The following is a 24,268-nucleotide window of genomic DNA, read 5'->3' on the forward strand; positions in this document are numbered from 1 at the left end:
CGGATAAACCATGCCGCACAAAACCTGAAACAAAACATTAATTAGTTTAAAAAACAAATAGTTATACAGACCAGACTGGCCTGGCACGACTCATGCTCTACACTCCTCGAGACGAATGCCTGTACGCCAACACACCAGGAGCTGCCAGGCATCTCGAAGTACTCAGGGCCGACGAACCGGCCGAAATAAAAAAAACAATGTCGAGGAAACATCGATGCGTATCGTTCCCCATCTCCTGGGCGCAGCCATTGCTGCCGCTCTGATCAGCACGCCGGTTTTCGCAGCCGAACTGACCGGCACACTGAAAAAGATCAAAGAGTCCGGCGTCGTTACGCTTGGGCATCGCGACGCTTCCATTCCGTTCTCCTACATCGCAGACGCTTCCGGCAAGCCGGTCGGCTACTCCCATGACATCCAGCTGAAAGTTGTCGAAGCCCTGAAGAAAGAGCTCGACGTACCGAACCTGCAGGTCAAGTACAACCTGGTCACCTCGCAAACTCGTATCCCGCTGGTGCAGAACGGCACCGTGGACCTGGAGTGCGGCTCCACCACCAACAACGTCGAGCGCCAGCAACAAGTCGCCTTCTCCGTTGGCATCTTCGAGATCGGCACCAAGCTGCTGTCCAAGAAAGACTCCAAGTACAAGGATTTCGACGACCTCAAGGGCAAGAACGTCGTGACCACCGCCGGCACCACGTCCGAGCGCATCCTCAAGGCCATGAACGCCGACAAGCAGATGGGCATGAACGTCATCTCCGCCAAGGACCACGGCGAATCCTTCCAGATGCTGGAATCGGGTCGTGCCGTCGCGTTCATGATGGACGACGCCCTGCTGGCTGGCGAAGCCGCCAAGGCCAAGAAGGCCGATGACTGGGCCGTCACCGGCACCCCACAGTCCTACGAAATCTACGGCTGCATGATGCGCAAGGGCGACGAGCCGTTCAAAAAGGTTGTCGATGACGCCATCAAGGCCACCTACGCTTCGGGCGAGATCAACAAGATCTACGAAAAATGGTTCATGCAACCGATCCCGCCAAAAGGCCTGAACCTCAACTTCCCGATGAGCGACGAACTCAAGGCACTGATCGCCACGCCGACCGATAAAGCGGCTGACGACAAGAAATCCTGATTTCTGACTAACCTTATCTCCTGAAGGGGCCCGGCCCTTTCAGGGGATGGTCACTCCCTGCTGGCAAATCTGGAAACACTCGAACCGGTGGCTGTCGAGCCGATCGCGTGTGCCTGGCCTCCAAGCCGGGCGGGAACGGAGCTTCCCCAGGCGGGCATTTGTATATCGAACGATCTGAGGGGAGACCCTAATGAATTACAACTGGGACTGGGGCGTGTTCTTCAAGTCCACCGGCGTGGGCAGCGAGATTTATCTCGACTGGTACGTGGCCGGCCTGGGCTGGACCATCGCCATCGCCGTCGTCGCCTGGATCATCGCCCTGTTGCTGGGTTCGATCCTGGGTGTAATGCGTACCGTACCGAACCGGCTGGTGTCGGGTATCGCCACGTGCTACGTAGAGCTTTTCCGTAACGTGCCCCTGCTGGTTCAGCTGTTCATCTGGTACTTCCTGGTACCGGACCTGCTGCCCGCCGATATGCAGGAGTGGTACAAGCAGGACCTGAACCCGACCACCTCGGCCTACCTGAGCGTCGTCGTGTGCCTGGGCCTGTTCACCGCCGCGCGGGTCTGCGAACAGGTACGCACCGGCATCCAGGCGCTGCCGCGCGGCCAGGAATCCGCCGCCCGCGCCATGGGTTTCAAGCTGCCGCAGATCTACTGGAACGTGCTGCTGCCCCAGGCCTACCGGATCATCATTCCGCCGCTTACCTCGGAATTCCTCAACGTCTTCAAGAACTCCTCCGTGGCCTCGCTGATCGGCTTGATGGAACTGCTCGCGCAGACCAAGCAGACCGCCGAGTTCTCGGCCAACCTGTTCGAAGCCTTTACCCTGGCGACGCTGATCTACTTCACCCTGAACATGAGCCTGATGCTGCTCATGCGCATGGTCGAGAAGAAAGTCGCGGTGCCCGGCCTGATCTCCGTGGGGGGTAAATAATGGAATTCGACTTCACTGGCATCATCCCGGCCATTCCCGGCTTGTGGAACGGCATGGTGATGACCCTCAAGCTGATGGCCCTGGGTGTCGTCGGCGGGATCATCCTGGGGACGATCCTGGCGCTGATGCGCCTGTCCCACAACAAGCTGGTCTCCAATATCGCTGGCGCCTACGTCAACTATTTCCGCTCGATCCCGCTGCTGCTGGTCATCACCTGGTTCTACCTGGCGGTGCCGTTCGTGCTGCGCTGGATCACCGGCGAAGACACGCCGATCGGTGCGTTCGGCTCCTGCGTCGTGGCGTTCATGATGTTCGAGGCGGCGTACTTCTGCGAAATCGTGCGGGCCGGCGTGCAGTCGATCCCCAAGGGCCAGATGGGCGCGGCACAGGCACTGGGCATGAACTATGGCCAGGTCATGCGCCTGATCATCCTGCCCCAGGCGTTCCGCAAGATGACCCCGCTGTTGCTGCAACAGAGCATCATCCTGTTTCAGGACACCTCGCTGGTCTACACGGTCGGCCTGGTGGACTTCCTCAATGCTTCGCGGGCCAATGGCGACATCATCGGCCGCTCCAATGAGTTCCTGATCATCGCAGGTCTCGTGTACTTCACAATCAGCTTTGCCGCCTCGCTGCTGGTCAAGCGTCTGCAAAAAAGGTTCGCCGTATGATCTCTATCAAGAACATCAACAAGTGGTATGGGGACTTCCAGGTACTGACCAATTGCAGCACCGAGGTCAGCAAGGGTGAGGTTGTGGTGGTGTGCGGGCCGTCGGGTTCGGGCAAGTCCACGCTGATCAAGTGCGTGAACGCCCTGGAGCCGTTCCAGAAGGGCGACATCGTGGTCGATGGCACGTCCATCGCCGACCCGAAGACCAACCTGCCGAAACTGCGTTCGCGCGTGGGCATGGTGTTCCAGCACTTCGAACTGTTCCCGCACCTGACCATCACCGAGAACCTGACCATCGCGCAGATCAAGGTGCTGGGCCGCAGCAAGGAAGAAGCCACCAAGAAAGGCCTGCAATTGCTTGAGCGCGTGGGTCTCTCGGCCCACGCCCACAAGCACCCGGGCCAGCTCTCCGGCGGCCAGCAGCAGCGCGTGGCGATTGCCCGTGCGCTGGCGATGGACCCGGTGGTGATGCTGTTCGACGAACCGACCTCGGCCCTTGACCCGGAAATGGTCAACGAAGTGCTCGACGTGATGGTGCAACTGGCCCACGAAGGCATGACCATGATGTGCGTGACCCACGAAATGGGCTTCGCCCGCAAAGTGGCGAACCGGGTGATCTTCATGGACCAGGGCCAGATCATCGAGGACTGCCCGAAAGAAGAGTTCTTCGGCGACATCAGCGCCCGCTCCGAACGTGCGCAGCATTTCCTTGAGAAAATCCTGCAGCACTAAAGCGTCGCCTTCTTTAGGCGCGCTGATCCTTGTGGCGAGGGAGCTTGCTCCCGCTGGGTCGCGCAGCGGCCCCAAAACCGGCAAATGCAATGTATCTGGCATACCGCATGAACCGTTTTGCGACTGCTTCGCAGCCGAGCGGGAGCAAGCTCCCTCGCCACAGGACCGCGTTCGAAGGACGACCGCCGCCACACTGGTTGACCCAAGGCTTCTGTGATGAAATGCGACCCCACCCTTTATCGCGCCGCGCCGCCATCACTCGCCGTGAAACCCCGCCTGATCCGCCATCTGTTCCTGCCGCCGCTGGTCATTGCGTTGATGATCGGCCTGGGTTACCTCGGCTTCTGGATCAGCGAGCACTACGGCGTACGTGGCCTCGCCGAGAATGGCGAGCGCCAGTTGGAACTGCACGCCCGTGCGGTCGAGAGCGAGATCAGCAAGTACACCTACCTGCCCAGCCTGCTGGAGCTTGAGTCGAGCGTCTCGCAACTGCTCGACGACCCGACGCCCGAGCATCGCAAGACCGTCAACGAATACCTCGAAGGCCTGAACCGCCGCAGTCGCAGCCGGGCCATCTACGTGATGGACACCACCGGCCGGGTGATGGCCACCAGCAACTGGCGTGATGTCGACAGTTACCTGGGCGAAGACCTGTCCTTCCGCGCCTACTTCCAGAACGCCGTGCGCGGCCAGCCGGGACGGTTCTATGGCATCGGCAGCACCAATGGCGAGCCCGGCTACTACCTCGCCCACGGCCTGGAACAACAGGGCAAGATCATCGGCGTCGCCGTGGTCAAGGTACGCCTCGAAGCCATGGAGGAGCGCTGGCAGCGGGCGCGGCTGGAGGCGTTCGTCAGTGATGAAAACGGCATCATCATCCTGTCCAGCGACCCGGCGCGACGGCTCAAGTCGGTGCGCCCCCTGAGCGACGAGACCAAGGAACGCCTGGCCCGCAGCCTGCAATATTATTGGTTCCCTTTGAACGAGCTGGTGCCCCTGGCCCGGGAACGCCTGGCCGAAGGCATGGAGAAGCTGACCTTCCCGGCCAACACCGAACTGGTGTCCGACGAGCGCGCCATCAGCTACTTGTCGCAAACCCGGCCCTTGAGCGATACCCCGTGGAATTTCACCCTGCTGACGCCCCTTGAAGACCTGCGTCGCCAGGCGATCAACCAAGGCATCCTGGTGGCCGTGGCCTTCGCCCTGGTGGCGTTCCTGCTGATCGCCTGGAACGAACGGCGCAAGGTCATCGCCACCCGCCTCGCCGCCCGGGAAGCCTTGCAGGAAGCCAACAACCAGCTCGAGCGTCGGATTACCGAACGCACCACCGACCTGCGTGCCAGCAACGAACGACTCAAGGGCCAGATCCGCGAGCGACGCCAGGCCGAAGAGACCTTGCGCCGGGCCCAGGACGAACTGGTCCAGGCCGGAAAACTGGCGGCCATCGGCCAGATGTCCACCAGTATTGCCCATGAACTCAACCAGCCGCTGGCGGCGTTGCGCACTTTGTCCGGCAACACCGTACGTTTCCTGGAGCGCGGCCAACTGGACATCGCCAGCACCAACCTCAAGACCATCAACGAATTGATCGACCGCATGGGCCGGATCACCGCCAGCCTGCGGGCCTTTGCCCGGCGCGGCGATGACCAGGGCCGAGCGAGCCTGGGCAAGGCCGTCGAAGCCGCCTTGCAACTGCTGGGCGGACGCCTGGAAAACCTGGACATCCAGATCCACAGCGGTTTCGATGACGTCCAATTGCAAATCGACCAGACCCGCCTGGAACAGATCCTGGTGAACCTGATCGGCAACGCCCTGGACGCCATGCAGACGCAACCCGGGCCGAAACTGTGGCTCGAAGGCCAGGCCGCCGACGGTAAATATCGCTTGCGGGTGCGCGACAATGGCCACGGCATCGATCCTGAGGCCCGCAAGCATTTGTTCGAACCGTTCTTCACCACCAAGCCTGGCGAACAAGGCCTGGGCCTGGGCCTGACGCTCTCGGCAAGCCTGGCCGCCGCCGCGGGTGGGCACCTGGGCGTCGAGTACCCGCTCGAGCGTGGCACCACGTTTGTCCTCAACCTACCGTTGGTGAACCCTTCACCTGCCGAGCCGCTATGAACCACGACCTGAGCGTACTGATCGTCGAAGACGACCCCCACGTCCTGCTGGGCTGCCAGCAGGCCTTGAGCCTGGAAGACATTCCCTGCGTCGGCGTGGGCAGCGCCGAAGAGGCGCTGGAGCGGGTCGACGATAACTTTGCCGGCATCGTCATCAGCGACATTCGCCTGCCGGGCATCGACGGCCTGGAACTGTTGACCCGCCTAAAGGCGCGGGACCGCAGCCTGCCGGTGGTGCTGATTACCGGTCACGGCGACATTTCCATGGCCGTGGGCGCCATGCAAAAAGGCGCCTATGACTTCATGGAAAAGCCCTTCTCTCCTGAACGCTTGGTGGACGTTGCCCGCCGCGCCCTGGAGCAGCGCAGCCTGGCCCGGGAAGTGTCATCGCTGCGGCGGCAACTGGCCGAACGCGATTCCCTGGAAGGCCGGATCATTGGTCGCTCGCCGGCCATGCAGCACCTGCGCGCGCTGATCGCCAACGTTGCCGACACCTCGGCCAACGTGCTGATCGAAGGCGAAACCGGCACCGGCAAGGAATTGGTCGCCCGCTGCCTGCATGATTTCAGTCGGCGCCACGACAAACAATTCGTCGCACTGAACTGCGGCGGCTTGCCGGAGAACTTGTTCGAAAGCGAGATTTTCGGCCACGAGGCCAATGCCTTCACCGGTGCCGGCAAGCGCCGGATCGGCAAGATCGAACACGCCGATGGCGGCACACTGTTCCTCGATGAAGTGGAGAGCATGCCCCTGCCCTTGCAGATCAAGTTGCTGCGCGTGTTGCAGGAACGCACCCTCGAACGCCTGGGTTCGAACCAGAGCGTGGCCGTGGATTGCCGGGTGATCGCCGCCACCAAGTCCGACCTGGACGAAATGGGCCGCTCCGGGCAGTTCCGCAGCGATCTGTATTACCGCCTCAACGTGGTGACCCTGGAGCTGCCGCCCCTGCGCGAGCGGCGCGAAGACATCCTGCAACTGTTCGAGCATTTCCTCCAGCAGTCGTCCCTGCGCTTCGACCGCACGGTGCCGGAGCTGGACAACCAGACCCTGTCGAACCTGATGAGCCATGACTGGCCGGGCAACGTGCGCGAGCTGCGCAACGTCGCCGAGCGCTACGCCTTGGGCCTACCGGCCTTCAAGCGCTCCGGCGCCAACGGTGGCAGCCAGGGCCTGGCCTTCGCCGAAGCGGTGGAAGCCTTCGAACGCAACCTGCTGGTGGACGCCCTGCAACGCAGCGGTGGCAACCTGACCCAGGCCAGCCAGGAACTGGGCATGGCCAAGACCACGCTGTTCGACAAAGTCAAAAAATATGGCCTGAGCCACTGACCTGGGATGTGAACCTGTGGATCTGATTTTCAAGGCGGCGCTGGGTGCCGCCGTAGTGGTCATCCTGGCGATGCTCGCCAAGACCAGGAATTACTACATCGCCGGGTTGGTGCCGCTGTTCCCCACCTTCGCCCTGATCGCCCACTACATCGTCGGCAAGGGCCGCTCGGTGGACGACCTGAAGACCACCATCGTGTTTGGCATGTGGTCGATCATTCCGTACTTCGTCTATCTCGCAACGCTGTACGTGATGGTCGACCGCATGCGCCTCGAGGCCTCATTGGCCGTGGCAGCCGTCGCCTGGCTGATGGCGGCGACGGTGCTGGTCAGCGTCTGGGTGCGGCTTCACGGCTGATCCCTGTGATCAATAACCGACGGTAAACCGCTTTTGCGAAAACTGCGGCGTTTCCACTTCATCGATCATCGCGATGGCGTAATCGGCGAAGCTGATCCAACTGCGCCCGGTGTCATCAAACAGCAGGTGGTCCTTACCCACTCGGAACTGCCCGGTGCGCTCGGTTTCAACGAACTCCGCCGAAGGCGAGAGGAAGGTCCAGTCCAAGTCCTGTTCCTTGCGCAGCACATCCAGGAACACGGCGCCGGCGCTGGCTTCGGCCAGGTATTCCTCAGGAAAACCGTCACTGTCGATCACCCGGCTGTTATCCGGCAGCAGCAACGAACCAGCCCCGCCGACCACCAGCAGGCGCTTGACCCCGGCGGCCTTCAGCGGTGCGATGATTTTATCGGCCGGCACGGTGGCAAAGTGCGCGGCACTGATCACCACGTCGTGGCCAGCGATGGCCGCAGTCAATGCCTCGCTGTCCAATACATCCAGCTGTTTGCTGACCACCCCGGCCCTTTCGCCGATTTTCGCGGTGTTGCGGGCAATGGCCGTCACGCTGTGACCACGGCGAAGGGCCTCTTCCAACAGCTGGCTACCCGCACGCCCGGTGGCGCCGATGATTGCGATTTTGCTCATGGTGTTCTCCGTTGATTACACAAGATGCTACTGAAGCAGTTGCTTGAATATTTCCAAGTGACATGAGCCTTTATGGCTTGAAATGAAGCCCTTGTGGCGAGGGAGCTTGCTCCCGCTCGGCTGCGCAGCAGTCGCAAAAATGCTCATGCGGTGTGCCAGTCACGACTCATTGGCTGGTATTGGGGCCGCTGCGCAGCCCAGCGGGAGCAAGCTCCCTCGCCACAAAGCGCATCAGCCCAGCCTCATCGCTGTCTCAATACCTCACCACTTCATCTCGCCTTTCGCCACCTTGGCACTCAGTTCCAGGGAACTGTCTTCACCCAGGTTCGGGTAGCGTTGCTTCATGGCGGCGATCAGCGCGGCGGAATCCTTGGCCTTGGCGGTTTCTTCATCGAAGGCCTTGATGTAACCGGCGGTAAATGTCACCGGGGCCAGGGAACGGGCGCTTTCGCCCAGGTAATGGCCGGGAATGACCGTGGCCGGTTGCAGCTTTTCAATGTGATCCAGCGTCGCCAACCAATCCTTGTGAGACTTCGGCGTCTGGGTGTCGGCCATCCACACATGAATATTCTCGGCCACCACGACACCGCCAACCACCGCCTTGATCGATGGAATCCAGACGAAACTGCGGTCCGGTTGTGGACCATCGAGGCCGACGATCTGCAGGCGCTGGCCTTCCAGGGTCAGGCTGTCGCCCTTGAGCACCTGGGGCACGATGGCCTTGGTGGGTGCATCGGTCTTCAGGATCGGCCCCCAATATTTCAGCTTGCCGTCCAGGGTGTGCTTGATGTGTTCGACGGTCGGCGCCGACGCCAGCACCTTGGCCTCGGGGAACGCGGCGGTGAGGGTTTCCAAGCCAAAATAGTAGTCAGGATCGCCATGGCTGATATAGATCGTGGTCAGCCGTTTGCCACTGGCGCGGATTTTCTCCACCACCTGCTCGGCCTGGGTCTTGCCGAACTGGGCGTCCACCAAAATCGCCTCCTTCTCACCACTGACCAACACCGACGTCACTGGAAAAACCGCCGCCGCACCGGGGTTGTAGACGTCGAGCGTCAAATCGGCGGCCCAGCCCTGGGCAGTGAAGGCCAGGGCGGCGGTGGCCAGCAGCAGGCGCTTGAGTGGGATAAATCCGGTCATGGTGTGCTCCGTTGTCCAAAAACCCGTCGGGGGAATGAGACTGAGCTTAGTTGCCTGACTCGTTACAAAAAATGCGATGCTGGGACATAGTTTGTTTCTGAAAGCGGGCAAATCATGGATCGTCTACAAGCAATGCGCGTGTTCGTCACGGTGGTCGACCTCGGTAGCCAGTCAGCGGCGGCCGAGCACCTGGACCTGTCGCGGCCGGTGGTGTCACGCTACCTGGCGGAGCTGGAAGACTGGGTCGGTGCCCGGCTGATGCACCGCACCACGCGCAAACTGAGCCTGACCGCCGCCGGCACGGAAATCCTGCCGCGCTGTCGGCAGATGCTGGAGTTGTCCGGCGACATGCAAGCCGCCGTTGGCACCCCGGACGACGCGCCACGGGGCATGTTGCGCATCAGTGCCAGCACCTCGTTCGGCCAGGCCCAACTGGCGAGCGCCATGGCCGAATACGTCAAGCGCTACCCTGGGGTGAGCGTCGACCTACAGATGCTCGACCGCACCGTGAACCTGGTGGATGAACGCATCGACCTGGCGATCCGCATGAGCAACGACCTGGACCCGAACCTGATCGCACGCCGCCTTACCGTCTGCCGCTCGGTGATCTGCGCGTCGCCGCGGTATCTGCGTGAGCACTCGACACCGCTGCGCGTGGAAGACCTGAGCCGGCACAACTGCCTGACCCATTCCTACGTCGGCAAGAGCCTGTGGCACTTCGAGCAGGACGGCGAGCCGGTCGCGGTGCCGGTGCAAGGCAATATCAGCGCCAACGAAGCCAGCACCTTGCTCCAGGCCACGATAGCCGGCGCGGGCGTGGCGATGCTGCCCAGCTACCAGGCTGGCCCGCACATCCAGAGCGGTGAACTGGTGCGCCTGCTGGGCCACGCCGAACCGCGCCGGATGAACATGTACGCGGTGTACGCCTCACGCAAGCACATGCCGTCGGCGTTGCGCAGCCTGCTGGATTTTCTGGTGCTGAAGTTTCCTGAGACACCTGAGTGGGATGTGGGATTGTAGCGTCCCTCTGCGCAAGCCTTTGTGGGAGCCTTTGTGGGAGCGAGCTTGCTCGCGATAGCGGAGTGTCAGCCAACCTTTATTGACTGATACACCGCTATCGCGAGCAAGCTCGCTCCCACAGGGGATCTCGGTGCAGCCTCAAGGCTGCGCCGGGATTTCACCAACAGCCCGCCCCAAGGCATACTGGCCACCCTCCGCACTCCAGAACCCTAAACCGCCCCATGCGTATCCACGTCAGTTTCATCGACCGCGTCGGCATCACCCAGGAAGTCCTGGCCTTGCTCGGTGGGCGCAATCTCAATCTGGATGCCGTGGAGATGGTGCCGCCCAACGTCTACATCGACGCCCCGACCCTCAGCCCGCAAGTGCTCGACGAGTTGCGCGAGGCGCTGTTCAGCGTGCGCGGCGTGCAGGCCGTCACCGTGGTGGACATCCTGCCGGGCCAGCGCCGGCACTTGCAGCTCGATGCCTTGCTCGCCGCCATGACCGACCCGGTGCTGGCCCTGGACAGCGCCGGCAAGGTGTTGCTGGCCAACCCGGCGCTGATTGCCCTGTACGGGCGTGAACCGGCCGGGGAAAGCGTGGCCGAGCTGTTCGGTGACGAGGCATTGCTCGGCGCCCTGCTGGAGAACGGTTTCCGCTTGCCGCTGCGGGAAATCACCCTCAACGGCCAGACCTTGCTGCTGGACGCCACGCCCATCACCGATGCCGGCGCGCTGCTGACGTTGTATCAGCCCAACCGCATCGGCGAGCGCCTGTCGGCACTGCATCATGACCACGCCGAAGGTTTCGACGCGCTACTGGGCGAATCCCCGGCGATCCGCACCCTCAAGGCCCGGGCCCAGCGCGTCGCGGCCCTGGATGCACCGTTGCTGATCCAGGGCGAAACCGGCACCGGCAAGGAACTGGTGGCCCGGGCTTGCCACGCCATCAGCGCCCGACACAGCGCACCGTTCCTGGCCCTGAACTGCGCCGCGCTGCCGGAGAACCTGGCCGAAAGCGAATTGTTCGGCTACGCCCCCGGCGCCTTCACCGGGGCACAACGGGGCGGCAAGCCAGGGCTGATGGAATTGGCGAACCAGGGCACGGTGTTCCTCGATGAAATCGGCGAGATGTCGCCGTACCTGCAAGCCAAGCTACTGCGTTTCCTGAACGATGGCAGCTTCCGCCGGGTGGGCGGCGACCGGGAAATCAAGGTCAATGTGCGGATCCTCAGCGCCACCCACCGCAACCTGGAGAAAATGGTCAGCGAAGGCTCGTTCCGCGAAGACCTGTTTTATCGCCTGAACGTGCTCAACGTCGAAGTGCCGCCGCTGCGTGAGCGCGGCCAGGACATCCTGCTGCTGGCGCGTTATTTCATGCAGCAGGCCTGCGCGCAGATCCAGCGCCCGGTCTGCCGCCTCGCTCCCGGCACGTATCCGGCACTGTTGGGCAACCGCTGGCCGGGCAACGTGCGGCAATTGCAGAACGTGATCTTCCGCGCCGCCGCCATCTGCGAAAGCAGCCTGGTGGACATCGGCGACCTCGACATCGCCGGCACCTCGGTGGCGCGCCAGGGTGATGTGGAAGTCGAGAGCCTGGAACAGGCTGTGGAAAGCTTCGAGAAGCACCTGCTTGAAAGTTTGTATGCCAACTACCCGTCCACCCGTCAGTTGGCCAGCCGCCTGCAGACCTCCCATACCGCGATTGCCCATCGGTTGCGCAAGTACGGTATTTCCGGGAAGCCATAAACCCGCCGCAGTTCCCCTGTGGGAGCGAGCTTGCTCGCGATAGCGGTGTGTCAGTCACCCTATGGTTGACTGGGCTAGCGTCATCGCGAGCAAGCTCGCTCCCACAGGTGTCTTGTGTTGCATTCGAAAGTAGGGTCAAAAACGACCTCCACTGTACTGAAAGCGCTACAGCGGAACGATATCGCTACACACCGCGCTAACCTGCATGGTGCAAGGCTTTGATCCCACAACGATTTTTTCCAGGCTTGCAGCTGTAGCGATTTCGCTACAGCCAAGCTAATCCACGTCTCGACACATCCACCCAAACCATTGATATATCAGCTATTAATGATATTGGCCGCATTCTTGCTATGGGTATAACCATTCGGCCGGGCCAAGCCCCGCGCCTTTCTTCGCGTCCACCAGACGAATCTGGCCCCAGGAGTTTCCATGAGCGAGTTGCGTTTCACTGAAGATCACGAATGGCTGCGCGCCGAAGTCGACGGCAGCGTCACCGTAGGCATCACCGCTTTCGCGCAGAACGCATTGGGCGACGTGGTTTTTGTGCAACTGCCTGAATTGCAGGCCTACGAAAAAGGCGCCGAAGCCTCCACCGTGGAGTCGGTCAAGGCCGCCAGCGGCGTGTACATGCCCCTGGACGGTGAAGTGCTCGAAGTGAACGACAAACTCGACGCCAGCCCGGAACTGGTCAACGAAGATCCGCTGGGCGAAGGCTGGTTCTTCCGCTTTAAACCGACCGACGCCAGCGCAGTGGCTAAGCTGTTGGATCAAGATGCCTACGATCGCCTGATCAAAGCCAACGCCGAAGCCTGAGGAGCGCACCATGACCGTTAATCTCGGCACCGCCAACGAATTCATCGCCCGCCATATCGGCCCGCGTGCCAGCGACGAGCAAGCCATGCTCGAGCGCCTGGGCTACGACTCCCTGGAAGCCTTGAGCGCCAGCGTCATCCCGGAAAGCATCAAGGGCACCAGCGTGCTGGACATGGGCGACGGCCAGAGCGAAGCCGATGCACTGGCCTCGATCAAGGCCATCGCCGGCAAGAACCAACTGTTCAAGACTTACATCGGCCAGGGCTACTACAACTGCCACACGCCGGCGCCGATCCTGCGCAACCTGCTGGAAAACCCGGCCTGGTACACCGCCTACACCCCGTACCAGCCAGAAATCTCCCAGGGCCGTCTCGAAGCGCTGCTGAACTTCCAGACCCTGATCAGCGACCTCACTGGTCTGCCGATCGCCAACGCCTCCTTGTTGGACGAAGCCACGGCCGCCGCCGAAGCCATGACCTTCTGCAAGCGTCTGAGCAAGAACAAGGGCAGCAATGCGTTCTTCGCCTCCGTGCACAGCCACCCGCAAACCCTCGACGTGCTTCGCACCCGTGCCGAGCCCCTGGGCATCGATGTGGTGGTGGGCGATGAGCGCGAACTGAGCGACGTCAGCGGCTTCTTTGGCGCGCTGTTGCAATACCCGGCCAGCAACGGCGACCTGTTCGACTACCGCGAACTGACCGAACGCTTCCACGCCGCCAACGCCCTGGTGGCCGTCGCCGCTGACCTGCTGGCCCTGACCCTGCTGACGCCTCCGGGCGAATTCGGCGCCGACGTCGCCATCGGCAGCGCCCAGCGCTTCGGCGTGCCGCTGGGCTTCGGCGGCCCACACGCGGCCTATTTCTCCACCAAGGATGCGTTCAAGCGCGACATGCCGGGCCGTCTGGTCGGCGTTTCCGTGGACCGTTTCGGCAAGCCGGCCCTGCGCCTGGCGATGCAGACCCGCGAACAACACATCCGCCGCGAGAAAGCCACCAGCAACATCTGCACCGCCCAAGTGTTGCTGGCCAACATCGCCAGCATGTACGCCGTTTATCATGGCCCCAAGGGCCTGGTGCAGATTGCCAATCGCATCCATCACCTGACCGCAATCCTTGCCAAGGGCCTGGGCGCGCTGGGCCTGAAGGTAGAGCAGGAAAGCTTCTTCGACACCCTGACCCTGCACACCGGCGCGCAAACCGCCGTCCTGCACGACAAGGCCCGTGCCCAGCGCATCAACCTGCGTGTGGTGGACGCGCAACGCCTGGGCCTGTCCCTGGACGAGACCACCAACCAGGCTGACATTGAAGCACTGTGGAACCTATTGGCCGACGGCAAGGCCCTGCCAGACTTCGCCGCACTGGCCGCCAACGTGCAAAGCCGCATCCCGACCGAGCTGGTGCGCCAATCGGCGATCCTCAGCCACCCGGTGTTCAACCGCTACCACTCCGAAACCGAGCTGATGCGTTACCTGCGCAAGCTCGCCGACAAGGACCTGGCCCTGGATCGCACCATGATCCCGCTGGGTTCCTGCACCATGAAACTCAACGCCGCCAGCGAAATGATCCCGGTGACCTGGGCCGAGTTCGGCGCCCTGCACCCGTTCGCCCCGGCCGAGCAAAGCGCCGGTTACCAGCAACTGACCGACGAGCTGGAAGCCATGCTCTGCGCCGCCACCGGCTATGACGCGGTGTCGCTGCAACCCAACGCCGGCTCCCAGGGTGAATACGCCGGCCTGCTGGCGATCCGCGCCTATCACCAGAGCCGTGGCGAAGGCCGTCGCGACATCTGCCTGATCCCCTCCTCGGCCCACGGCACCAACCCGGCCACCGCCAACATGGCCGGCATGCGCGTGGTCGTGACCGCTTGCGATGCCCGTGGCAACGTCGACATCGAAGACCTGCGCGCCAAGGCCATCGAGCACCGCGAACACCTCGCCGCGCTGATGATCACCTACCCGTCCACCCACGGTGTGTTCGAAGAAGGCATCCGCGAAATCTGCGGCATCATTCATGACAACGGCGGCCAGGTGTACATCGACGGCGCCAACATGAACGCCATGGTCGGCCTCTGCGCCCCGGGCAAGTTCGGCGGCGACGTGTCGCACCTGAACCTGCACAAGACCTTCTGCATCCCTCACGGCGGTGGCGGCCCGGGCGTCGGCCCGATTGGCGTCAAGTCCCACCTGGCGCCGTTCCTGCCGGGCCATGCCAACATGGAACGCAAGGAAGGCGCGGTGTGCGCGGCGCCGTTCGGCAGCGCGAGCATCCTGCCAATCACCTGGATGTACATCCGCATGATGGGCGGCGCCGGCCTCAAGCGCGCCTCGCAACTGGCGATCCTCAATGCCAACTACATCGCCCGTCGCCTGGAAGAGCATTACCCGGTGCTCTACTCCGGCAGCAACGGTCTGGTGGCCCACGAATGCATCCTCGACCTGCGTCCGCTCAAGGACAGCAGCGGCATCAGCGTCGATGATGTGGCCAAGCGCCTGATCGACTTCGGTTTCCACGCCCCGACCATGTCGTTCCCGGTGGCCGGCACGTTGATGATCGAGCCGACCGAAAGCGAATCCAAGGAAGAGCTGGACCGCTTCTGCGACGCCATGATCTGCATCCGCGAAGAAATCCGCGCGGTGGAAAACGGCAGCCTGGACAAAGACGACAACCCGCTCAAGAACGCCCCGCACACCGCGGCGGAACTGGTCGGCGACTGGACTCACCCGTACAGCCGCGAACAGGCGGTGTACCCGGTGGCGTCGTTGATCGAAGGCAAGTACTGGCCGCCCGTGGGCCGGGTCGACAACGTGTTTGGCGACCGCAACCTGGTTTGCGCCTGTCCGTCGATCGAAAGCTACGCTTGATCTGTGAAGGGGCGGGGTTACTCGCCCCTATCAGACACACCGCATCCCTTGTGAAAGCATTTTCTCAAGGAAACCACAGTCCCTGTGGGAGCGAGCTTGCTCGCGATAGCGGGTTGTCAGTCAGCACTCAGGTGACTGTCACACCGCAATCGCGAGCAAGCTCGCTCCCACAAGGGGAATGTGCCAAGCCTTGTAAACCGTCGATCTCATAAAAAGAAACCGGAGAAACACCATGTCGTTAAGCGTGTTCGACCTGTTCAAGATCGGTATCGGTCCTTCCAGCTCCCATACCGTCGGCCCGATGCGTGCCGCTGCCCGTTTTGTCGAGGGGCTGCGCCGTGACGATCTGCTTGAAAGCATTACCAGCGTCAAGGTCGAGCTCTATGGCTCGCTCGGGGCCACCGGCAAGGGCCACGGCAGTGACAAGGCCGTGCTGCTGGGCCTGGAAGGCGAGCACCCCGACACCGTGGACACCGAGACGGTGAACGCCCGGCTCCAGGAGATCCGCAGCAACGGTCGCCTGAACCTGCTCGGCGAACGCTCCATCGAATTCAATGAAAAGCTGCACTTGGCGATGATCCGCAAGCCGCTGGCCTTTCACCCCAACGGCATGATCTTCCGCGCCTTCGATGCCGCCGGGCTGCAAGTGCGCAGCCGCGAGTACTACTCGGTCGGTGGCGGCTTTGTCGTGGATGAAGACGCCGCCGGTGCCGACCGCATCGTCGAAGACGCCACGCCCCTGACCTTCCCGTTCAAGAGTGCCAAGGACCTGCTGGGCCATTGCAGCACCTATGGCCTGTCCATCAGCCAGGTGATGCTGACCAACGAAAGCGCCTGGCGCCCCGAAGCCGAGACCCGCGCCGGCCTGCTGAAGATCTGGCAGGTTATGCAGGACTGCGTGGCGGCGGGCTGTCGCAACGAAGGGATTCTGCCGGGCGGGCTGAAGGTCAAGCGCCGGGCCGCGGCGTTGCACCGCCAGTTATGCAAGAACCCCGAAGCCGCCCTGCGCGATCCGCTGTCGGTGTTGGACTGGGTCAACCTGTACGCCTTGGCCGTCAACGAAGAAAACGCCTATGGCGGTCGCGTTGTCACCGCGCCTACCAATGGCGCGGCAGGCATCGTTCCGGCCGTACTGCATTACTACATGCGCTTCATCCCCGGGGCCAGCGAGGACGGCGTGGTGCGCTTCCTGCTGACCGCCGCCGCCATCGGCATCCTCTACAAGGAAAACGCCTCCATCTCCGGCGCCGAAGTCGGTTGCCAGGGTGAAGTGGGCGTGGCCTGTTCCATGGCCGCCGGTGCCTTGTGCGAAGTGCTCGGCGGCACCGTGCAGCAAGTGGAAAACGCCGCCGAGATCGGCATGGAACACAACCTCGGCCTGACCTGCGACCCGATCGGCGGCCTGGTGCAAGTGCCGTGCATCGAACGCAACGCCATGGGTTCGGTGAAGGCCATCAACGCGGTGCGCATGGCCATGCGCGGCGACGGGCATCACTTCGTCTCCCTCGACAAAGTCATCCGCACCATGCGCCAGACCGGCGCCGACATGAAAAGCAAATACAAGGAGACCGCCCGCGGCGGTCTGGCGGTCAACATCATCGAATGCTGACGCGCGTCATTTTCATTTTCCAGGAGTTGATATGTCCACCGAACAACTGTTGAAAACCCCGCTGCACGCCCTGCACCTCGAACTCGGCGCCCGCATGGTGCCGTTCGCCGGCTACGACATGCCGGTACAGTACCCATTGGGCGTGATGAAGGAACACCAGCACACCCGCGATCAGGCCGGGTTGTTCGACGTGTCCCACATGGGCCAGATCCGCTTGACCGGCGCAGGTGCTGCCAAGGCCCTGGAAACCCTGGTGCCGGTGGACATCATCGAACTGCCGGTGGGCATGCAGCGCTACGCCATGTTCACCAACGACAACGGCGGCATCCTCGACGACCTGATGGTCGCCAACCTGGGCAATGACGAACTGTTCCTGGTGGTCAACGCCGCCTGCAAGGATCAGGACCTGGCTCACCTGCAAGGGAAAATCGGCGACCAGTGCAGCATCGAGCCGCTGTTCGAAACCCGTGCCCTGCTCGCCCTGCAAGGCCCGGCCGCCGTCACCGTGCTCGGTCGCCTGGCACCGGACGTGGCGAAAATGACTTTCATGCAGTTCCAGCGCGTCACGCTGTTGGGCGTGGACTGCCTTGTCAGCCGTTCGGGCTACACCGGTGAAGACGGTTTCGAAATCTCGGTACCCGCCGCCGACGCGGAAAAACTCGCCCGCGCCCTGCTGGCCGAGCCGGAAGTCGCGGCCATCGGCCTTGGCGCCCGTGATTCCCTGCGCCTGGAAGCTGGCTTGTGCCTCTACGGCCACGACATGAACACCGAGACGACACCAATCGAAGCCAGCCTGCTGTGGGCGATTTCCAAAGTGCGTCGTGCCGGCGGCGCCCGCGCCGGTGGTTTCCCCGGGGCCGAGACCGTGTTCGCCCAACAACAGGGCGGCGTGAGCCGCAAACGCGTCGGCCTGCTGCCCCAGGAACGCACACCGGTGCGTGAAGGTGCGGAGATTGTCAACGAAGCCGGCGAGATTATCGGCACTGTGTGCAGCGGCGGTTTCGGCCCGACCTTGGGCGCGCCGTTGGCGATGGGTTACCTGGACAGCGCCTATGTAGCGTTGGATACGCCGGTCTGGGCCATCGTGCGTGGGAAAAAGGTGCCTTTGCTTGTAAGCAAAATGCCATTCGTTCCACAGCGCTACTACCGCGGCTGATTGGTTGTTTCTATAAGTAACGCGATTGCGTTATACGTGCACTAATGTGTAACGCAATCGCCATAAAAAGGTGCATATCTTTAGAGGTGATGGATCTTTATAACGTGGGCAAACAATTGAACTAGCCTATCGAATAAGCCCCGCTCCGCAAGCGGCGTAAATGCTGGCAAGCTGAGCAAATACAGGGCCTTCCGGGGGGTTGTTTTTTCATTCGAAGTTGGCGTAGAGTTTGGTCACTGTGTTTGCATGGGTCGCTTGGAATCGTGACCTGGGCAGTAGCTTATGAAGTTCGCTACATCCCGTTCGACGTCTCTTACTTTCCTGCAACCCAGCCCCAGTACTCTTTCATGTGAAAGAGGCTGTCATCAATTTTAGCGTCAAAGGAAATAAGAAAATGTCTCAACGTCAGAGCGGTACCGTCAAGTGGTTCAATGACGAGAAGGGTTTTGGTTTTATCACACCTGAAAGCGGTCCGGATCTGTTCGTGCATTTCCGTGCCATCCAGGGCAACGGCTTCAAGAGCCTGAAAGAAGGCCAGAAAGTCACTTTCGTTGCCGTGCAAGGCCAGAAAGGCATGCAGGCTGACGAGGTTCAAGCCGAAGCCTAAGGCTTTCGCGAACTAAAAAGCCCCTGATTGATATCAGGGGCTTTTTTATGGGCGTAAATCCGTAAAATGGCTTCTTTTTTCAGCCGAGGCCGTCATGCCGAAACACCTGCTCACTCCCCAGGGCGACTTTCCTCCCGCCGGCCTGGGCCGTCGCCTGGCTGCGATGTTTTATGACTTCTTGCTGTGCACGGCGCTGCTGATCGTGACCAGCGGTGCCTACAAGATGATCCAGATGGCGATCATCGGCGAAGAAAAAATGCGCGCCCTGACCGAAGCCGGTGCCCTGGACGGCGATCCGCTGCTGTCCACCGTGCTGCTGTTCGTGCTGTTCGGCTTCTTCGCCAAGTTCTGGACCCACAACGGCCAGACCCTGGGCATGCAGGTGTGGTGCATCCGTGTGCAGAATGCCGATGGCACCGCCATCAGCCTGTGGCAGGCGCTGTTGCGGTTCGTGGTGTCGATTGCGTCAGTGCTGCTGGTGGGGCTGGGCTTTATCTGGGCGCTGTTCGACAAGCGCCAGCGCAGCTGGCATGACATCTACTCGGATACGCAGCTGGTGCGGATTCCCAAGAAAACCAAGTAGGAACGCACTACACCCCCGTGGCGAGGGAGCTTGCTCCCGCTCGGCTGCATGTAGGAGCTGTCGAGTGCAACGAGGCTGCGATCTTGTTCCAGACCATTGAGTCTTGAGATCAAAAGATCAAAAGATCAAAAGATCGCAGCCTTCGGCAGCTCCTACAGCCCAGCGGGAGCAAGCTCCCTCGCCACAGGAAGCCCCGCAAGCCTGAAGATATTCTTCAGCTTCAGGCATTGCCCGCCAGCTTCATCCGCGCCGCCTGGGTGAAGTCCAGCATGCGCTTGAGCGGGCGAATCGCCTGGGGGATCAGCGCCGGGTCGACGAAGATCTCGTTGGCGCCTTCCTGCAAGCTCTTGAGGGTCCGTTCCAGGGTATTCATCGCCATCCATGGGCAGTGTGCGCAACTGCGACATGCCGCGCCGTTACCGGCTGTAGGGGCCTCGATGAAGACCTTGTCCGGGCACAACTGCTGCATCTTGTAGAAAATGCCGCGGTCGGTGGCGACGATCAGCGTCTTGTTCGGCAGCGTCTGGGCCGCGGCGATCAACTGGCTGGTGGAACCCACCGCATCCGCGAGTTCGATCACCGAGGTCGGCGACTCCGGGTGCACCAGGATCGCGGCGTCCGGGTACAACGCCTTCATGTCCTCCAACTGCTTGGACTTGAACTCTTCATGGACGATACAGGCGCCGTCCCAGAGCAGCATATCGGCGCCGGTCTTGCGCTGGATGTAGGTGCCCAGGTGCTTGTCCGGCCCCCAGATGATCGTCTCGCCGTTGTCCATCAGGCTTTCGACGATTTCCAGCGCGCAACTGGACGTCACCACCCAGTCGGCACGGGCCTTGACCGCCGCCGAGGTGTTGGCATACACCACCACGGTGCGCTCCGGATGCTGGTCGCAGAACGCCGAGAATTCGTCCACCGGGCAACCCAGGTCCAGGGAGCAGGTGGCCTCCAGGGTCGGCATCAACACGCGTTTTTCGGGGTTGAGGATCTTGGCGGTCTCGCCCATGAACTTGACCCCGGCCACCACCACGGTCTTGGCCGGATGGGCATTGCCGAAGCGGGCCATTTCCAGGGAATCGGAGACACAGCCCCCGGTCTCCTCGGCCAGGGCCTGGATGATCGGGTCACAGTAGAAGTGCGCGACCAGCACCGCGTCCTGAGCCTTGAGCTCAGCGGCGATGGCGGCGCGGTACCAGGCCTCTTGCTCGGCGGTCAGCGGCTTGGGCTGCTTGGCGTCGAGGTGGGCCTGGACCAGAAGGCGTTCGGAAATTTGCGTCATGTTCGCAAGACCTGCAAGCGCGTTTAGCGCGAAAGTCGAGTATACACCCGGCTCCGGACCACTCGGGTACCGCCGGGAAAGTGGGTATCAATCAGGCACGGGACAGCGTGAAGCCGGCAAGGCTACAGAATATCCCGTCGATGCAAAAGATCATTCTGACCTGTGCCCGGCCACAGAGCCGGATGCGCTCCACTGTGGCGAGGGAGCTTGCTCCCGCTGGGCTGCGAAGCGGCCCCAAAAAGGCCGGGAACAACAGACTGGCAGATAGGATGGCAGATCTCGGGGCCGCTTCGCGGCCCAGCGGGAGCAAGCTCCCTCGCCACAAAAGCGCCCCGGTATTCACGTCCGGCAAGCTGACTGAAATGTAATCACCCGCGCCGCCGGCTTATGTCATCTTCTTTTCAACGCAACACAGGGGAACCGGTGTTCGCTGCGAATCGACGGACGGACTTTCATTCCATGCAAACAAAAACTTCCCGGCGAACCTTCGTAAAGGGCCTGACTGCTGGCGGCATCCTCGGCGGCCTTGGCTTGTGGCGTGCGCCGGTCTGGGCAGTCACCGGCTCGGGCCTGCCCAGCGTACTGACAGGCACCGAGTTCGACCTGTTCATCGGCGAAAGCCCGGTCAATTTCACCGGCAGCCCCCGCACCGCCCAGACCATCAACGGTAGCATCCCCGGCCCGCTGTTGCGCTGGCGTGAAGGCGACACCGTGACCCTGCGGGTACGCAATCGCTTGGAGGACACCACCTCCATCCATTGGCACGGCATCCTGCTGCCGGCCAACATGGACGGCGTTCCGGGGCTGAGTTTCAAGGGCATCGAGCCTGGCGGCATGTACGTGTATCAGTTCAAGGTCCGGCAGAACGGCACCTACTGGTACCACAGCCATTCCGGTTTCCAGGAACAGTCCGGGGTCTACGGCCCGCTGGTGATTGATGCCAGGGAACCCGAACCCTTCCAGTACGAACGGGACTACGTGGTGATGCTCACCGACTGGACCGACGAAGACCCTGGCGCCCTCCTGCGCAAGCTCAAGAAACAGTCGGACTACTACAACTACCACAAACGCACCGTTGGCGACTTCATCGACGATGTGGGCAAGAACGGCTGGGCCAGCACCGTGGCCGATCGCAAGATGTGGGCCGAGATGAAGATGAACCCCACTGACCTGGCCGACGTCAGCGGCGCCACCTACACCTACCTCATGAACGGCCAGGCGCCGGACATGAACTGGACCGGCCTGTTCAAGCCTGGCGAACGTCTGCGCCTGCGCTTTATCAACGGCTCGTCCATGAGCTATTTCGATGTGCGCATTCCCGGCTTGAAGATGACCGTGGTGGCGTCCGACGGCCAATACGTCAAGCCGGTGAGCGTCGATGAATTGCGGATCGCCGTGGCCGAAACCTATGACGTCATCGTCGAACCGACCCAAGAGGCCTACACCCTGTTCGCCCAGTCCATGGACCGCACGGGGTATGCCCGCGGCACCCTCGCGGCCAGGGCCGGGTTGTCGGCACCGGTGCCGCCCCTGGACCCACGCCCCTTGGTGACCATGGACGACATGGGCATGGCGGGCATGGACCACAGCGGCATGGGCGAAATGAAAGGCATGGACCATGGCTCCATGCAGGGCATGGCGGGGATGGACGACAGCCCGATGCAAGGCATGGATCACAGCCAGATGCAGGGCATGGGTGACATGGCCGGTATGGATCACAGTGCCATGCAAGGCATGGACAACATGCTCGCGCACCCCGACACCGAGAAAGACAATCCCCTGGTGGACATGCAGGCCATGAACGCCAAGCCCAAGCTCGATGACCCGGGCATGGGGCTGCGCGATAACGGCCGCAAAGTGCTGACCTACGCCGACCTGCGCAGCACCTTCCCCGACCCCGACGGCCGCGAGCCGGGCCGCACGATCGAGCTGCACCTGACCGGGCACATGGAGAAGTTCGCCTGGTCGTTCAACGGCGTGAAATTCTCCGACGCCGCACCGCTGCTGCTCAAGTACGGCGAGCGACTGCGCATCGTGCTGATCAACGACACCATGATGACCCACCCCATCCACCTGCACGGCATGTGGAGCGACCTGGAGGATGAGAACGGCCAGTTCATGGTCCGCAAGCACACCATCGACGTGCCACCGGGCGCCCGGCGCAGCTACCGGGTCACCGCCGATGCGCTCGGGCGCTGGGCGTATCACTGCCATCTGCTGTATCACATGGAGATGGGCATGTTCCGTGAAGTTCGGGTGCAGGAATGAGGAAGCGACCATGACCCCTATCGTGAAATACCCCGCCCTGCCCCTGGCCATTCTTGCTTTTGGCAGCAGCCTCTCGGCCTGGGCCGCGAGCAATGACATGCCCGGCATGGACCACAGCCAGATGCAAGGCATGGACTCGATGCAGGGCATGGAACCCATGCAACCGGCGCCGACCAGCAGCCGCACGCCGATCCCGGCACTGACCGCCGCCGACCGCGCCGCCGTCTACGAGGATCATGGCGGACATACGGTGCACGACAGCGCCATCCATTCATTTTTCCTCATCGACCAACTGGAATGGCAGGACGCCGATGACGGCAGCGCCCTGAACTGGGACGCCTCCGGCTGGATCGGTGGCGACATCGACCGTTTGTGGCTGCGCTCCGAAGGTGAACGCCTCAATGGCAAGACCGAAAAAGCCGAATTGCAGGCGTTGTGGGGTCACGCCATCAGTCCTTGGTGGGATGTGGTGGCCGGCGTGCGTCAGGACTTCAAGCCGGGCGATTCGCAAACCTGGGCCGCCTTCGGCGTGCAAGGCATGGCGCTCTACAACTTCGAAGCCGAAGCCACCGCGTTCATCGGCGAAGGTGGCCAGAGCGCGGCGCGCCTGGAAGGCGACTACGACATCTTGTTGACCAATCGGTTGATCCTGCAGCCCACCGCCGAAGCCAACTTCTATGGCAAGAACGATCCCGCCCGTGGCGTCGGTTCGGGCTTGTCGGACACCGAACTCGGCGTGCGGCTGCGCTACGAAATACGCCGCGAATTCGCGCCCTACATTGGTGTCACCTGGAATCGGGTCTACGGCAACACCGCCGACTACGTCCGAGAAGAGGGTGAAGACCGCAGCGAAGCCCGCCTGGTACTGGGCCTGCGCCTGTGGTTCTGATCTGTTTCACTAAAAACTAAAAACCAAGTTGTAGGAGTCCTTGCATGTCAGTCATCAAAACCGCTGTCGTATTGTCCGTTGGCCTGTTGCTCAGTGGACTGGCCCAGGCTCATCCAAAACTGCTGTCCTCCACCCCGGCCGAAGGTGCCGAAGGGGCGGCACCGGCAAAGATCGAGCTGCACTTTTCCGAAAACCTGCTGACCAAGTTTTCCGGCGCCAAGCTGATGATGACCGCGATGCAGGGCATGGCGGCGCATTCGCCCATGCCGATGCCGGCCAAGGTGTCCGGCAGCGATGATCCGAAAACCATGGTCATCACGCCGAATGCCCCTCTCACCGCAGGCACCTATCAGGTCCAGTGGCGCGCGGTGTCGTCCGACACGCACCCGATCACCGGCAACGTCACGTTCAAGGTGAAGTGAGT

21 protein-coding genes are annotated in these 24,268 nt (G+C 62.1%); 18 read left to right on the forward strand and 3 right to left on the reverse strand.

Annotated elements, in window-relative coordinates; translation table 11 throughout:
* The first annotated feature begins 214 nt into the window (after positions 1-214).
* The 7 genes from ACLH0I_RS22935 (at position 215) to ACLH0I_RS22965 (ending at position 7,266) form a co-directional block, all read left to right on the forward strand.
* Positions 215-1,129, forward strand: a complete 915-nt coding sequence (locus ACLH0I_RS22935; RefSeq protein ID WP_186706333.1) for a glutamate/aspartate ABC transporter substrate-binding protein — start codon at positions 215-217, stop codon at positions 1,127-1,129.
* Between the two features lie 190 nt (positions 1,130-1,319).
* On the forward strand, positions 1,320-2,066 hold the full coding sequence (locus tag ACLH0I_RS22940; RefSeq protein ID WP_053124568.1) for an amino acid ABC transporter permease: 747 nt from the start codon (positions 1,320-1,322) through the stop codon (positions 2,064-2,066).
* Complete coding sequence (locus ACLH0I_RS22945) at positions 2,066-2,737, forward strand: amino acid ABC transporter permease (protein ID WP_014339892.1); 672 nt, start codon at positions 2,066-2,068, stop codon at positions 2,735-2,737. The genes ACLH0I_RS22940 and ACLH0I_RS22945 overlap by 1 nt, the downstream gene beginning before the upstream one ends.
* On the forward strand, positions 2,734-3,468 hold the full coding sequence (locus tag ACLH0I_RS22950; protein ID WP_018614195.1) for an amino acid ABC transporter ATP-binding protein: 735 nt from the start codon (positions 2,734-2,736) through the stop codon (positions 3,466-3,468). Before ACLH0I_RS22945 ends, ACLH0I_RS22950 begins: the two co-directional genes overlap by 4 nt.
* 216 nt (positions 3,469-3,684) lie before the next feature.
* Positions 3,685-5,586 (forward strand): ATP-binding protein, encoded by a 1,902-nt coding sequence (locus ACLH0I_RS22955; RefSeq protein ID WP_411385461.1) that lies wholly within the window; start codon positions 3,685-3,687, stop codon positions 5,584-5,586.
* Positions 5,583-6,911 carry a sigma-54-dependent transcriptional regulator gene (locus ACLH0I_RS22960; RefSeq protein WP_411385462.1) on the forward strand — a complete coding sequence of 443 codons (1,329 nt, stop codon included), beginning with the start codon at positions 5,583-5,585 and terminating at the stop codon, positions 6,909-6,911. The genes ACLH0I_RS22955 and ACLH0I_RS22960 overlap by 4 nt, the downstream gene beginning before the upstream one ends.
* Before the next feature lie 25 nt (positions 6,912-6,936).
* Positions 6,937-7,266 (forward strand): GlpM family protein, encoded by a 330-nt coding sequence (locus ACLH0I_RS22965; RefSeq protein ID WP_187293334.1) that lies wholly within the window; start codon positions 6,937-6,939, stop codon positions 7,264-7,266.
* Between the two features lie 9 nt (positions 7,267-7,275).
* Here ACLH0I_RS22965 and ACLH0I_RS22970 read toward each other — a convergent pair whose 3' ends face one another.
* The gene (locus ACLH0I_RS22970) at positions 7,276-7,890 is read right to left on the reverse strand and encodes an NAD(P)-dependent oxidoreductase (RefSeq protein WP_411385463.1); all 615 of its coding nucleotides are present in this window, start codon (positions 7,888-7,890) and stop codon (positions 7,276-7,278) included.
* A gap of 261 nt (positions 7,891-8,151) precedes the next feature.
* A complete protein-coding gene (locus ACLH0I_RS22975) occupies positions 8,152-9,030 on the reverse strand; it encodes an MBL fold metallo-hydrolase (RefSeq protein WP_411385464.1) in 879 nt (292 codons plus the stop codon).
* A gap of 114 nt (positions 9,031-9,144) precedes the next feature.
* On the opposite strand from ACLH0I_RS22975, the gene ACLH0I_RS22980 reads away from it, so the two are divergent.
* From ACLH0I_RS22980 to ACLH0I_RS23015, 8 genes are all read left to right on the forward strand, one after another.
* Positions 9,145-10,050 carry a LysR family transcriptional regulator gene (locus ACLH0I_RS22980; protein WP_186706338.1) on the forward strand — a complete coding sequence of 302 codons (906 nt, stop codon included), beginning with the start codon at positions 9,145-9,147 and terminating at the stop codon, positions 10,048-10,050.
* A gap of 221 nt (positions 10,051-10,271) precedes the next feature.
* Positions 10,272-11,780, forward strand: coding sequence for a sigma-54-dependent transcriptional regulator (locus tag ACLH0I_RS22985; RefSeq protein ID WP_186706339.1), 1,509 nt, complete (start codon positions 10,272-10,274; stop codon positions 11,778-11,780).
* A gap of 429 nt (positions 11,781-12,209) precedes the next feature.
* Positions 12,210-12,593, forward strand: a complete 384-nt coding sequence (gene gcvH, locus ACLH0I_RS22990; RefSeq protein ID WP_411385465.1) for a glycine cleavage system protein GcvH — start codon at positions 12,210-12,212, stop codon at positions 12,591-12,593.
* Positions 12,594-12,603: 10 nt separating this feature from the next.
* Positions 12,604-15,453: an aminomethyl-transferring glycine dehydrogenase gene (gene gcvP / locus ACLH0I_RS22995; RefSeq protein WP_411385466.1), complete on the forward strand. Its 2,850-nt coding sequence runs from the start codon at positions 12,604-12,606 to the stop codon at positions 15,451-15,453.
* Positions 15,454-15,685: 232 nt separating this feature from the next.
* Complete coding sequence (locus tag ACLH0I_RS23000) at positions 15,686-17,062, forward strand: L-serine ammonia-lyase (RefSeq protein ID WP_411385467.1); 1,377 nt, start codon at positions 15,686-15,688, stop codon at positions 17,060-17,062.
* A gap of 31 nt (positions 17,063-17,093) precedes the next feature.
* The gene (gene gcvT, locus ACLH0I_RS23005) at positions 17,094-18,218 is read left to right on the forward strand and encodes a glycine cleavage system aminomethyltransferase GcvT (RefSeq protein ID WP_411385468.1); all 1,125 of its coding nucleotides are present in this window, start codon (positions 17,094-17,096) and stop codon (positions 18,216-18,218) included.
* A gap of 394 nt (positions 18,219-18,612) precedes the next feature.
* Positions 18,613-18,825, forward strand: a complete 213-nt coding sequence (locus ACLH0I_RS23010) for a cold-shock protein (protein WP_003175786.1) — start codon at positions 18,613-18,615, stop codon at positions 18,823-18,825.
* 94 nt (positions 18,826-18,919) lie between these two features.
* Positions 18,920-19,408, forward strand: coding sequence for an RDD family protein (locus tag ACLH0I_RS23015; RefSeq protein ID WP_411385469.1), 489 nt, complete (start codon positions 18,920-18,922; stop codon positions 19,406-19,408).
* 220 nt (positions 19,409-19,628) lie between these two features.
* Here the strand turns inward: ACLH0I_RS23015 and nadA are convergent, their stop codons facing one another.
* On the reverse strand, positions 19,629-20,687 hold the full coding sequence (nadA, locus tag ACLH0I_RS23020) for a quinolinate synthase NadA (protein ID WP_003205010.1): 1,059 nt from the start codon (positions 20,685-20,687) through the stop codon (positions 19,629-19,631).
* Between the two features lie 459 nt (positions 20,688-21,146).
* On the opposite strand from nadA, the gene ACLH0I_RS23025 reads away from it, so the two are divergent.
* From ACLH0I_RS23025 to copC, 3 genes are read left to right on the forward strand one after another with little or no spacing between them, the layout of a single operon-like run.
* Positions 21,147-22,955 carry a copper resistance system multicopper oxidase gene (locus ACLH0I_RS23025; protein ID WP_411385470.1) on the forward strand — a complete coding sequence of 603 codons (1,809 nt, stop codon included), beginning with the start codon at positions 21,147-21,149 and terminating at the stop codon, positions 22,953-22,955.
* A gap of 10 nt (positions 22,956-22,965) precedes the next feature.
* On the forward strand, positions 22,966-23,844 hold the full coding sequence (locus tag ACLH0I_RS23030) for a copper resistance protein B (RefSeq protein ID WP_411385471.1): 879 nt from the start codon (positions 22,966-22,968) through the stop codon (positions 23,842-23,844).
* A 44-nt stretch (positions 23,845-23,888) separates the two neighbouring features.
* Entirely contained in the window at positions 23,889-24,266 is a 378-nt protein-coding gene (gene copC, locus ACLH0I_RS23035; RefSeq protein ID WP_250963424.1) for a copper homeostasis periplasmic binding protein CopC, read from the forward strand.
* Positions 24,267-24,268: the final 2 nt, after the last annotated feature.

Source organism: Pseudomonas sp. MPB03 (assembly GCF_046605385.1).
GTDB lineage: Bacteria > Pseudomonadota > Gammaproteobacteria > Pseudomonadales > Pseudomonadaceae > Aquipseudomonas > Aquipseudomonas zanjanensis.